This is a genomic window from Frateuria sp. (assembly GCF_035943815.1).
Classification (GTDB): domain Bacteria; phylum Pseudomonadota; class Gammaproteobacteria; order Xanthomonadales; family Rhodanobacteraceae; genus Frateuria_A.
This window is the reverse complement of the sequence record NZ_DASZBU010000010.1, coordinates 246,041-258,588: the sequence shown is the minus strand read 5'-3', so window position 1 is coordinate 258,588 and position 12,548 is coordinate 246,041. Positions and strand designations below refer to the sequence as shown.

General features: G+C 62.7%; 7 protein-coding genes and 1 pseudogene. 6 read left to right on the top strand and 2 right to left on the bottom strand.

Annotated features, from left to right (window positions below; all coding sequences use genetic code 11):
• Positions 1 to 105: 105 nt before the first annotated feature.
• Complete coding sequence (locus tag VGU65_RS07105; RefSeq protein WP_327474099.1) at positions 106 to 948, bottom strand: hypothetical protein; 843 nt, start codon at positions 946 to 948, stop codon at positions 106 to 108.
• 176 nt (positions 949 to 1,124) lie between these two features.
• On the opposite strand from VGU65_RS07105, the gene VGU65_RS07100 reads away from it, so the two are divergent.
• From VGU65_RS07100 to VGU65_RS07080, 5 genes are all read left to right on the top strand, one after another.
• The gene (locus tag VGU65_RS07100; protein ID WP_327474097.1) at positions 1,125 to 1,412 is read left to right on the top strand and encodes a hypothetical protein; all 288 of its coding nucleotides are present in this window, start codon (positions 1,125 to 1,127) and stop codon (positions 1,410 to 1,412) included.
• A 236-nt stretch (positions 1,413 to 1,648) separates the two neighbouring features.
• Complete coding sequence (gene istA / locus VGU65_RS07095; protein WP_327474095.1) at positions 1,649 to 2,929, top strand: IS21 family transposase; 1,281 nt, start codon at positions 1,649 to 1,651, stop codon at positions 2,927 to 2,929.
• A gap of 225 nt (positions 2,930 to 3,154) precedes the next feature.
• Complete coding sequence (gene istB / locus VGU65_RS07090) at positions 3,155 to 3,901, top strand: IS21-like element helper ATPase IstB (protein WP_327474093.1); 747 nt, start codon at positions 3,155 to 3,157, stop codon at positions 3,899 to 3,901.
• Positions 3,902 to 3,923: 22 nt separating this feature from the next.
• The gene (locus VGU65_RS07085; RefSeq protein WP_327474091.1) at positions 3,924 to 4,499 is read left to right on the top strand and encodes a zinc-binding dehydrogenase; all 576 of its coding nucleotides are present in this window, start codon (positions 3,924 to 3,926) and stop codon (positions 4,497 to 4,499) included.
• Between the two features lie 15 nt (positions 4,500 to 4,514).
• Positions 4,515 to 5,405: a cupin domain-containing protein gene (locus tag VGU65_RS07080; protein WP_327474089.1), complete on the top strand. Its 891-nt coding sequence runs from the start codon at positions 4,515 to 4,517 to the stop codon at positions 5,403 to 5,405.
• A 780-nt stretch (positions 5,406 to 6,185) separates the two neighbouring features.
• Here VGU65_RS07080 and VGU65_RS07075 read toward each other — a convergent pair.
• Positions 6,186 to 6,404 (bottom strand): annotated as a pseudogene (locus VGU65_RS07075) (IS30 family transposase); the annotation flags it as partial.
• A gap of 108 nt (positions 6,405 to 6,512) precedes the next feature.
• Here VGU65_RS07075 and VGU65_RS07070 point away from each other — a divergent pair.
• Positions 6,513 to 12,530: a hypothetical protein gene (locus tag VGU65_RS07070; protein WP_327474088.1), complete on the top strand. Its 6,018-nt coding sequence runs from the start codon at positions 6,513 to 6,515 to the stop codon at positions 12,528 to 12,530.
• Positions 12,531 to 12,548: the final 18 nt, after the last annotated feature.

Sequence of the window (12,548 nt, the reverse complement as noted above, 5' to 3'; positions counted from 1 at the left end):
GCGGCGCGAGTACAACGAAGAAAGACCGAAGGCGGCCCTCAGCGGGATGACGCCAGCGGCCTATGCACAACACCTGGCAAACACAGATACGATCAAACCCGGACTCTAAACCCGACCGCTACTGAAAGCGGGGGGACGTCGCATTCGCAGAGCGAACAGCAGGTCGAAGCCGTAATTGCCACGCATAAGCTTGAGACGCTCACGCACCCAGCTTTTCCAATCGGGCGCGAGTCGCCCCATGTCCTCCCATACCAGACATTGGCTCCGAAGGATGTGCTCATAGAGATATATGGGAGCGCTCTTGATCGCGACCCGCTCGCCTTGATGGTGCACGTGGTCCAAAAGAGCGTCGCCCGCCAAGGCCGCCATGGAGGACAGGAGATTGATGAAGGGAAGCGTTGACCCGATAAGCAATAAAACAGCCCAGAATGATTGAGCGCAGCTGTAGGCCAGCGCTTGGTTGCCCTCTGCCTGTGCCTCCCGCAACAGCAGCGCAGTCGCGGCTAACGCCTCAAAGCTGCCCAAGCTCTCCAGTCGCCGCAGCAGGCGGCGCGAGGTTTTCTCGCGCCGCACCATGATTTCACTGGCCATGGGCCGGGATCGATAAAGGACGCGCTGTACCTCAGCCCCCAACCCGGCTAGCCATCGGGATCGGTGCAGCGTCAGGTCTTGCTCGGGGTCGACGATCTCCCAGTACACATGCTCAAGCAGAGCCTTGCTCTTGGGAAATTTGAGCTCGGCACGCTCAACCAGGTCGCTGCGCGGCACATGCTTGCCCTGAGCGTAGCGAGCCATTCGATGACGATGGGACAACACGCCTTCGACATTGCGACCGAAGCCATCACCGATCAGTTGCTTTTCCAACGCGTAGTAGGTGGCGCCATTGGAGAGCTGGTGAATCCATTGAAACCACAGCTGGACCCGTTGCTGGTCGATACATCGCCGCAAAGTCGATCGACTCCGGCCCCGTCGCTCATTTTCGCACCCGCCTGCGCAAATCATCGGATTCCCTTCGTATCAATGACTTGGACCTCAGGATAGGGTAAAACCGAGGGGTCGATTTACCGGCTACCCTCTGGCCCGTCTGCGCCCTAGCATCGGTCGTGACCAGACGTGACCGAGCCATGACCCTCCCTCAGCAACCACCGCTGATCGATCTGCTGGAACGCGACCTCTTGGTGCGTTTCGGTGCCCCGCTGATCGGTGGCGAGGAGCTGCGTGTCGCGCTGGGCTACCCCACGGCAGAGGCACTTAGACAAGCCTTGTCACGCGGAACGGTACCCGTGCCGGTGTTCGCCGTACCGCACCGGCGAGGGAAATATGCGCTTGTCCGGGATATCGCCGCGTGGTTGGCCACATTGCGGCAAGGTGCCGTCGGCCCCGCAGGAGTGCAGGAGGTGCCGATGCGTTAGCGCTCAGGTCTACCTGCCTTCCTTCTGCGGAGCGCCAGACGCGAAGGCCCGGGAGCTTGTGACTCCCGGGCCTTCAAGGTGCGATGGATGCGAACCCCATCGGCGCCTAATGTCCTCCTCCCGCCTCGACAGGTCAAGCCCCTCGCCTGGCTCCTAGCAGGGGGGGGGTTGGATCGCGTCGCGCCCGCTGACATCCCGTCACCGCCTTACGGCGGTGGCGCAATCTCGGAGTCAGCATGTCTTCTTCTCTCAAGGAAATCCTGCGCCTTGCCCTGACCACGACGTGGTCCAACCGTCAGGTCGGCCGCGTCGTCGGTAGGTCTGCGAATACCGTGGGGCGCTATCGCAGCCTGGCCAGCGCCCAGTCCCTCACGTGGGCGGACCTCGCCGAGCGCTCTCTCGATGAGCTGGACGCCCTCTTCAATCGCGCTTTGCGTCGCACCGTTGAGAAGGAGCACCCCGATTGGGCGTGGGTCCACGATCAGATGCAACTTCGCGGAATGACGCGCACGCTGCTGTGGGAAGAGTATCGCCGGGCGTGCCCTGAGCACGCCTTGGCTTACTCCCAGTTTTCTCACCATTACCGCGCGTATATCCGCAAGCTTCACCCGGTGATGCGGCAGCATCACGCGCCAGGCGAGCGCGTTTTCGTGGACTTCTCCGGCCGCCGTCCCTTCTATGTGGACCCCGAGACCGGCGAACGCATCGTGGTGGAGCTGTTTATCGGGGTCTTGGGCTATTCCAACTACGTGTTCGCGCTTGCTTGCCCTAGCCAGCAGGTACCGCAGTGGATCAAGGCCCATGTGTTGATGTTCGACGCCTTTGGCGGCGCTCCTCGGGTCATTGTTCCCGACAACCTGCGCAGTGCGGTAACGCGGCCAGGTAAGCATCCCATTATCCACCGCACCTATCAGGAGATGGCGAGCCACTACGGCAGCGTCGTGCTACCAGCCCGCGCCCGACGGCCGAAAGACAAAGCCAAGGTCGAAGGGAGCGTGTTGATCGTGCAGCGCTGGGTGTTGCTTCGCCTGCGCCACCGTACGTTCTTCTCCCTGACCGAGCTCAATCAGGCCATTGCGGAGCTCGTGGCGGAACTGAACCGGCGTCCCTTCAAGAAGCTGGAAGGCTCTCGCATCGAACGGTTTGAAGCCGATGAATCTGCGGTGCTTCAACCTTTGCCGGCCGTGCCGTACGAGCACGGTGAATGGACCTCCGCGCAAACGGTACCAGCCGACTATCACGTCCGGCTCGGCAAGCACTGGTACTCGGTGCCGTTCACGTACATTGGCTGTGCGGTGGATGGGCGCCTCTCGGCCGATGCAGTGGAGATCTACTGCAGCGGTATCCGGATCGCCAGCCATCGCCGCGGGATTGCCGATGGCACGACCACCGATCCGGGCCATCTGCCGAAACACCATGCGATGTATGCCGAGCGTACGCCTGAGCACTTTGTAAGGTGGGCTGTGGGTATCGGTCCTGCCACAACCCCACCCGGGGCTGGGTTTGCCTTGCTGTGATCGGCTACAGGCGTTGGCACGAAAGCATGGCGCCGCTGAGCTTGAGGCCGCCGTGCAACGGGCGCTGGACATTCGCTCCCCCTCAGAAAAAACCGTGCGTGCCCTGTTGGCCAGCGGCCGGCATCGCAGCAGGAACGATAGCCCGGACGAGCCGGGCGCCGCACTCCCCGAGCACCGCAACATTCGTGGTAGCGCCTATTTCGCACCGACCAAGGAGGCCATCGCATGAGCCGGCAGCACACCCTTAATGCCTTGCGGGAACTGAAGCTCGAGGGCATGGCCGCTGCCTTGGAGCGTCAGCATGCTAGCCCGTCGCTCCAGGACAGTCCCTTTGACGATCGCCTTGCCGTTTTGGTCGATAGCGAGCGGGCAGCACGCGAGAACCGACGCCTCGCGCGACTGCTCAAACAAGCACGCCTCAAGGTGGAAGCCTGCGCCGAGGACATCGACTACCGGGTGGGGCGTGGCATCGACAAGCAACAGATCCAAGGGTTGCTTGCTTGCGACTGGATCACGCAGCACCAGAATCTGATCATCACCGGGCCGACCGGCGTCGGAAAGACTTGGCTGGCGTGTGCGCTCGCGCATCAAGGAGCGAGACGCGGCATCCCGGTGGCGTATCGGCGGCTTCCTCGCCTTCTGGAAGAGCTGGAGATCGCACGCGAGGCAGGCAATCTCACGGCGGTCCGCACACAGCTCGCCCGGACCAAGCTGTTGGTGCTGGACGACTGGGGTGTCAGTCCGTTGGGGCGACGCGCCCGGCAGGATCTGCTGGAAGTCATCGACGACCGAGTCGGTAGCGGCTCGGTTGCCATCACCTCGCAGCTACCGATCACCGAATGGCATGCCTACCTGGGGGAACCAACCATCGCGGATGCCATCTTGGATCGCCTTGTGCATAGCGCGCACCGGATTCAGCTCCAAGGAGAGTCGATGCGCAAGCTCAAAAGCAAGGCGAGCCGAAGGGATTGAAGTGCTAGGTAACGGCTCAGGGATGAGCCGCTTGCTCAGGAGCAGCGGTACGCTCAGTACCAGCGATGTGGTCAGCGCTCATTGGAATGGTGCTCAACTTGGCCGGAATACGCATGGGGCGAGCGTTATCGGCACCGTGGGCAGCCCGGCAAAGGCTGCCCTTGCCGAGAAGTACGGGCTCGATCATCCCATTCTGCATCGCGAGCAGAACTTCATAGAGGAAGTGAAACGGCTCACCGATGGGCGTGGCGTCGACTATGCGATTGATGGGATTGGCGGTAAGACCCTGATCGACACTCTGGGAGTCGTGCGGCCCTTCGGCGTGGTCGCCAGTATCGGCCAGGTTGGCGGCGACCCCGGCCCCATCGACTTGTCCATGCTTGGCCCAGCGCGCTCGGTGGCGCTGGCACGTCCAGGTGTTTTCCGCTTCATATCCGACCAGGCGCGCTACCGGGAGGGCGCTGCAGCCACCTTCGAAGCCTTGCAGCGCGGCGTGAGGGCGCACATCGGCGCGGCGTTACCTCTGGTCGAGGCGGCTGAAGCGCACCGCATGCTCGAATCCGGCGCGTCAGTCGGATCCATTCTTTTGCACCCTTGATGGAAGACAAACACGATGTTCTATCTGATCCATCTGGACTACCTGCGCCCCCTCGCCGACGTTGACCGGCACATTGAGCGTCACCGGGAATTCCTCGCGCGCCACTACGCGGCTGGACACTTCCTGCTATCGGGCAGAAAGGAGCCGCGCACGGGTGGGGTGATACTCGCCACGGCGAACACCGCGGACGAGGTTTCCCAATGGATCTCCGAAGATCCCTTCAGCCAGGCTGGCGTTGCTGCCTATACCGTTATTGGCTGGCAGCCGACGATGGCAGCCGATGGACAACCGTGGGATCGATGGCTTGTGGACTCGACAGCGGCGGTTGCCAAGGGTGACGCTGGAGGCCAGGGCGCATCAGTGCTGGCTGGAGGTGCGCTGTCTGGTGAGATGACCGATGTGCCGGATACGACCGCCACCCCCAAGGTGTCACTCAGTAACCTGAAATTCACCGAGGCCGTGCACGGCGAACGCTATGCAGCGCGCATCAGCCCACTGGCGACGCTGCTGGGCGCGAAGAAGCTGGGGTACCGTGTGATCGAGCTGCCGCCCGGCAAACGCGCTTGGCCGCGCCATCATCACTACGTGAACGAAGAGCTTTTCATTGTATTGGCAGGCTCGGGGGCATTCCGCCTTGGGGAGAAGACCATCGCCGTCACCGAAGGCGACGTGGTCTCGGCGCCCGCCGGCGGCGCCGAGACCGCGCACCAGTTCATCAACGACTCGAACGCTCCGCTGCGCTACATCGCCATCAGCACCATGGAGGTGCCCGACGTGATGGGTTACCCCGACTCGGGTACGTTCGCCGTGTTTGCAGGTAGTCCGCCGGGCGGCGCCAAGGAGAACCGAACCTTCGAGCACGTGGGGCGCCTGGCCGACACGGGCGACTATTGGGAGGAAGCATAGCTGCAGCGGCTCCTGCCGCCTCGCAGGCGGCGCTAGTTCTTGCATCTTGGAGATGCCGCTCGCTTATCCCGCGGGAAGCATCCCCGGCCCAAGCGTTCTGGGCGAGCCGTCGCGGAGCTGCTCTGCCTGACGTAATGTGGCAACACGCCAAACCGTACGCCTGCAGCGAGGAGATGGCGTACGCATCCACCGTGCCGGCTGAAGGATTCGTGCGCCATGGCACCAGACCGAAGCCCAGCGTTCGACGATGCCGCGCAATGCGCCGACCGGATCGGGCAAATGGTAGTTGGCAGCGATGCCTTGGCTAGCGTTGCTGGCGCACCCCGCCCGCCTATCAAGGCTAGTGGTACGCGTCGGATGGTCTGAAGGCGTCGGCACGGGCGGGCGAGGAGCCGGGCCGCGAGGGCGACGCTTCGATCGTGAAGATGAGATCCAGTTGACCGTCCGCGATCTTCCGTGCAGCGACCACTACATCAAGCGCATCTTACGCCTGGTCCGCTTTCGGCTACGGGGGCTGAGTGGTGCCTGGGATGAATGGGGTAATGGCGGCTATCTGGAGCGATGCGGGCGCCTACATCCCGAAAATTTTGGTGTCGACGCGAGTCAGATCCGCATCGAAGACGAGCGGCTTTGTCGGCAGCTGCTTTCAATGAGGAGCTTTCCAACAGAATCGGCCGAGAGCAGCCGCCAGGGCAGGGCGATTAGGCCAAGTTATCGGGGGTAGGGCGCATGTCCGCGTTCGACGGCGATTTCAATTGGTCGATGCAACAGCTTGTCGATATCGCTAGATCGGCACAGCAGGTCGCCTTCCCAGTGGCCAGGCACCGCCCGGTCATCGACCGACGCCGGGCGCTCGCGGACTGACACCGTGTTGCTGATCCGGCCGTGGTCGGTGGTCTTTTGGTTGTGGTGGCGCGAGCGGCGCATAGCTCGCGTCCGCCGTAGGTGTTCCAGCAGTTCCCTCTTGAACGCGCCCCCCGACTGGATGAAGAGCCTTCTACCGCTGATCTTGGGCATGTCGCAAGAAATTTCTGTTGACAACTTGGCTTCCCTGATGAAGGCTGAAAAACGCCCGCGCGCAATGCGCGGGCCCAAGGGGACAATACGATGCGCGTACGTTGGCAAGGGATCTGCCTCGGGGCAGTGTTGTTGGGCTCGTTCGCGTCGTTGGTCCATGCCGCGAATCCGGAGGACGAATACCGGAAGCTTATCCGGGTCAACGAGACTATCCAGCCGCTCGGCGAACACCCATTCGGTGAAAACATCAGCCTGTACGACGGCTCGCTGTCCTTCACCCAGACCGACATCAGCCTGCAGGGTGATGGCCCCGCGTTACAGTTGATCAGGCATTTCGATGTCTACGGCAACTCGCCCATGTATGGCGCGGCCGAGCCCGCGTTCGGGGACTGGGAACTCGAAGTCCCGCATTTGGAAACCCTGACCGCAGGCACACAGCCAACGCCCTCCAATCCCATCGGCATCCGCATGTGGGATGTCAGTGCCAGCGGTCAGGCCCAGGCCATCAACGGCTGGCAGACCGACAATACCGGGGGAACCTCCGGTAACCCGAATGCCGACGTCAATGCCCGATGCAGCAATTTCACCGCTCCGCCCTCAGTCGTATCGCATTTGGGCGATCCTGCTTTGCAGTTCTGGGACCCCGAGGATTGGTGGAAGGGCTATCACCTGATCACGCCTGGGGAGTCTGGCCAAGATATCTTGGCTAATACCGACGCTTCCTCGAAGGGCACTTACCCCGCAGTCACCAAAGCGCACTGGCGCTTCAGCTGTCTTCCGACGACCGCCAATGGGCAGCCGGGCGAAGGCTTCCTCGGCCAAGCGCCCGACGGCACCCAGTATTGGTTCGATTACCTCGTCTATCGGGGCGCGGAAGGGATGTCGAGGCAGCTGGGTTCCAGCGTTGCGGGCTTGAGGTCTTCCCAGTCGCCCTTGCAGCGATATGTCAATGCCACCGTCGAGGGAATGATCAGCCTTTTGTCCGGATCGTCGGTTGCGCACGCGGCGCCGACCACGGACAACATCGCCAGGAGCCTGGGCGTTCTGCTCGTCACCAAGGTTCAGGATCGTTTTGGCAATACGCTCAATTACAGCTACGACAGCAATGGTTACCTTACAGGTATCTCGGCAAGCGACGGTCGTGCTCTGAGCGTGGTGTACGTACCGGGCACCTCACACATCCAGAGTGTGACTTTGCAGCCAGGCTCAGGGGCGCCAAGGACCTGGGTTTACACGTACGGAGCCGATGGCAATTCACTCGTCGATGTCCAGCTGCCCGATGGCAGTCACTGGCACTACGACATCAGCGCATTGCAGAGCACCATCCTTCGCGGCGGCTCCGCCTTCAGCAGTTGCGTAACCTTGCGTGTTCCGTCAAGCCTCGGCCCGATCACGGGCACCATCACGCACCCGTCCGGACTGGTGGGGCAGTTCACCGTCCAGGGCATGATGCATGGTCGCTCCTATGTGCCCCAATCGTGCTTGGGCATGCAATCCGGCGATCCCAATACCGGCGGCAGCTATGCCGTGTTTCCTGAAGCCTGGTACAGCCTGACCACGACGCAGGTGGTTTTTTCAGGCGCAGGTCTGCCGACCAGCAACTGGTCCTACAACTACTCGCCGCCCAACGAGAGCTGGTCCACGTGCACGGGAAACTGTCCGACGACGATCTGGACGGACGTGGTCGACCCGAACGGCAGCACGACCCGCCACATCTTCAGCAATCGATTCGACATTAGCGAGAGCCAGTTGGTGCGTACCGAGTTCTACGCCGGTGCGGCTGGCACATCCACGCTCCTGCGGAGCGAGGACAGCGGCTACGCACCGCCAACGACTTCGCCTCTTCCGGTGTCGGCCGGCGATAGTTTGATTGGTAATGTCAATGTCGCGCAGATGACGAAATACTCGCCATTGAACCTGCGTACGATTACGCAGGACGGCCAACACTACACGTGGCAAGCGACGGCTTTCGACGTGCACGCGTGGCCCACTGACGTGAAGCGCTACAACGACATCGCTGGTCAGACTCCGATCGAGGAATCCATTACCTATTTCGATGACACTAGCCTCTGGATCCTGCGTCTGCCCTTGACGGTCACCAACGCGGTTACAGGCGAAGTGGAGACCAGCAACACCTACAACAGCCTGGACGAACTGACCGCGCGTGCCCGCTTCGGCCAGACGCTGATGAGCTATACATGGAACAGCGCGGGGCAGCTCGGCAGCTTCACCGACGGTAACGGCCATACCACAGCACTGGGTAACTACTACCGCGGCGTTCCACGGTTGATCGACTACCCGGACGGCACTAGCGAAACCCTGGGCGTCGACGATCTCGGTCAGATCACCGCGATCACGGATCAGTCTGGCCACACCACCAGCTACAGCTACGATCCGGTCGGCCGAATCGCGCAGATCACCTATCCCTATGACAGCAGCATCGACAGTGCGCAGTGGTACCCGAAGGTGTTCACCTACGCCTACGTGACTAGTGCGGAGCGTGGCTTGGCCGCCAACCACTGGCGGCGCACGGTCACCCAAGGCAGTTCAACCGACACCACGTATTTCGATGCAGAGCTGCGCCCGGTGCTGAACGATACGTCCACCGGCAGCGCGAGCATCAGCACTGCCACTGGCTACGATTGGCGCGGCTTGACTACTTTCGCTGCCTACCCACTGGCCGGCAGTCCAGATCTATCAGCTATCACCACCGGCACGCACAGCAGCTACGACGCGCTGGGCCGGCTGACGCAAACCCAGCAGGACTCGGAACTGGGTACGCTGACCACCACCACGGTCTATCTGCCCGGTCCCGGCACCCAGGTGACCGATCCAAAGCTTAACGTCACCACGACCTATGACCAGGCCTTCGACCAGCCCGTGTACAACGTGCCGTGGTCGATCAGTGCGCCGAATGGCCTGAGCCAGAGCATCACGCGGAATATCTACGGCGAGCCGACCGCGATTACCCAGTCGGGCAACTACGGCACGGAGACGGACAGCGTCACCAAGTCCCTGTATTACGACAGCTACCACCGTCTGTGCCGCACCACCGAGCCGGAGACCGGCAGCACCGTCATGACCTATGACGCGGCCAATAATCTGGCGTGGAGCGCGGAAGGCCTGTCCATCACTGAGAATGGCTGCGGCCAGGACCAGGTGGCTGCCGCCGCCCAGACCGTACGCAGCTACGACGCGATGAACCGTGTGCTGACGATCGCCCCACCGGCAGGTACGCAGAGCACGGTCTACACCTACGATGCGCTTGGCCACGTGCGTACGGCCGTCTCAGGCGTTGCCACGCAGGGCTATGCCTACAACAGCCTCGGTCTGCTGACGGGCGAGAGCCTGCAGGTCAGCGGCTTCAGCTGGGCACTCGGCTACGGTTACGACGCCTACGGTCATCGCGCCACGGTGAGTTATCCCGCCGGTGCCGGCACGAGCGAGGTCGTGAATTATGCCCCCGATGCGTGGGGCCGCCCCATGCAAGTCGGCAGCTACGCCACGGGCGTCGGCTATTTCCCCAACGGCCAGGTGGAGGGGTTCACCTACGGCAACGGCCGCAGCTACCTCGCCCAGCAGAATGCGCGCCAGCTCACCAGCAACTTCACCGACGGCGTGGGCAGCGCGCTGGACCTGAGCGAAGACCTCACCTATGACGCCGACGGCAACATCACCTCTGTCAACGACCTCACTGGCGGCCTGCGCAGCAAGAGTTTCGGCTACGACGCTCTGAACCGCCTGACCAGCGCGAGCGCCCCGAACCTCTACGGCACGGAAAACTACACTTATGACCCTATCAACAATCTGCGCACCCGACTGACCGCTGGCCAGACGCTCGCTTACAACTACGACGCGACGAACAAGCTGACGACCATCACGCAAGGCGCCAGCACGATCAACAGCTTTCTCTACAATCCGCAGGGCGATGTGATCGCCCGGGGCAACACCACGCTCGCCTTCGATGGGAAGCATCAGTTGGCGAGCTTGCCGGGCGTGGAAAGCTACAGCTACGACGCCGCGGGACGTCGGGTGGTAAAGCAGCCAATCAGCGGCGCGCCTACGTACTACTTCTACGATCAGGCCGGCCAACTGATGTATCAGTACGCGCCCGGTGCGGCCACGACCACCAATTACATCTACCTGGGCACGCACCTGATTGCGCGGCACGACCAAACGCAACCGAGCCAACCAGGCGCCATCAGCTTTGGCGCCAATCCCAACGCTGGCAGCACGACGGTGGCCTGGGGCAGTGCTCTCGCAGCCACCAGCTACACCTTGCAGCAAAGCGGCGATGGCGGCGGTACGTGGAGCACGATCTACGGCGGCAGCGCGACCAGCACGACGGTCTCCGGTCTGGCCGGTGGCGGTTACGTATACCGGGTGCAGGCCTGCATCGGCAGCAACTGCAGTGGGTGGACGACTTCGGCCACGCTGGGCGTATGGCCGGCGATCCCGGTGGTCACGGTGCCGGTCGGCACCGTCAATGGACCCTATACGGTGAGCTGGACGGCCCCGGTGGGGGCGACAGGCTACGCAGTGCAGGAAAGCCTCAACGGCGGTGCATGGAGCACGATCGCCACCAACATCACGGCAACCTCGATCAGCCGACCGGGCACCACGACGGGCAGCTATACCTACCAGGTGGAATCGAGCGACGCCTACGGCACGGCCGGCTGGAGCGCGACTTCGGCCACAGTAAGTGTGAACACCAATTTCGGCGTGGTGCCGTCGCCGGTACCCACCTTAAGTGTTCCGGCCGCCAGCAGTACCGGCAGTGCCACGGTGAGCTGGACGGCGGCCTCGCCGGTGACAAGCTACTCACTGCAGCAGAGCAACGATGGCGGCAGCACCTGGGCGACGGTTTACAGTGGCACGGCCACCAGTACGACCCTGACGGGCCTAGCCAACGGCAGTTACACCTACCACGTCCAAGCCTGCAACGACACGGCCGGCAACTCGGTATGTACAGCGTGGGCGACCGGCAGCGCACTGGTGGTGACGCTGCCGCCGACGAGTACGCCCGGCCTCAGCGCTCCGGCGAGCAACGGTACCGGCAGCTACACGGTGAGCTGGGGCAGCGTCGCCACGGCAACAAGTTATACGTTGCAGATCAGCAGTAACGGCGGAGGCACTTGGAGCACGGCATATAACGGCAGTGCGACAAGTTGGAGTGCCAGCGGTCAGGGTAATGGCAGCTATACGTATCGGGCACAGGGCTGCAACGTGGGTGGTTGCGGGCCGTGGAGCGGCGCCGGCACCACCACTGTACTGTTGCCGCCTGCCAGTGCCCCGGGTCTCAGCGTGCCGGGCAGCAGCGCTACTGGCAGCTATACGGTGAGTTGGAGCGGCGTGGCCACCGCCACTAGCTACGTTTTGCAAATCAGCTTCGACAGTGGTGGTTGGAGCACGGTGCAGTCGAGCGGAGCGACAGGCTGGGCTGCCAGCGGTCAGGCCACCGGTACTTACGCGTACCAGGTGCAGGCCTGCAACGCGAGCGGGTGTGGACCGTGGAGCAGCGCCGGCACGATCAGCGTGCTATTGCCGCCGGGCAGCGCCCCCAGCTTGAGTGTGCCGTCCAATAACAACACGGGTGCTTACACCGTAAGTTGGGGCTGGGTGGCGACGGCCGCGAGCTACAACCTGCAGGAAAGCGCCAACGGTGGTGGCTGGAACACGATGCAAGCGGGCAGCGCGACCAGTTGGAACGCCAGCGGTCGAACCACCGGCACCTACGCCTATCGCGTGCAGGCCTGCAACGCGAGCGGGTGTGGACCGTGGAGCGGTTCGGCATCGGTCAGTGTCTTGCTGGCGCCGACCACGCCGACCGGATTGTCGGCCACACTCTATGCCACCACCGATCCGACTCTTCGACCTTCGACGAGATACTCGCTGACCGCGTCTTGGCCAGCTGTTGTCGGCGCCGCGAGTTACAACTTCCAGAACTGCCAACCGAATGGTGTCTGCAGTACGACAACCACGACGGCAACGTCCATTCCCGAGTTCCTCGTAGGTGGAGCGACCGTCTCGGTGGCATTGCAGGCCTGCAATGCTATTGGCTGTTCGCCATGGAGCGCGTCGCAGGCGCCGACCAGGGTGAACCAGTGAAGGGCCGTATGAAAGGAC

Coding starts and splice junctions, on each gene's coding strand:
- VGU65_RS07100 (WP_327474097.1), top strand. CDS start 1,125: ATGACCCTCCCTCAGCAACCACCGCTGATCGATCTGCTGGAACGCGAC.
- istA (WP_327474095.1), top strand. CDS start 1,649: ATGTCTTCTTCTCTCAAGGAAATCCTGCGCCTTGCCCTGACCACGACG.
- istB (WP_327474093.1), top strand. CDS start 3,155: ATGAGCCGGCAGCACACCCTTAATGCCTTGCGGGAACTGAAGCTCGAG.
- VGU65_RS07085 (WP_327474091.1), top strand. CDS start 3,924: ATGAGCCGCTTGCTCAGGAGCAGCGGTACGCTCAGTACCAGCGATGTG.
- VGU65_RS07080 (WP_327474089.1), top strand. CDS start 4,515: ATGTTCTATCTGATCCATCTGGACTACCTGCGCCCCCTCGCCGACGTT.
- VGU65_RS07070 (WP_327474088.1), top strand. CDS start 6,513: ATGCGCGTACGTTGGCAAGGGATCTGCCTCGGGGCAGTGTTGTTGGGC.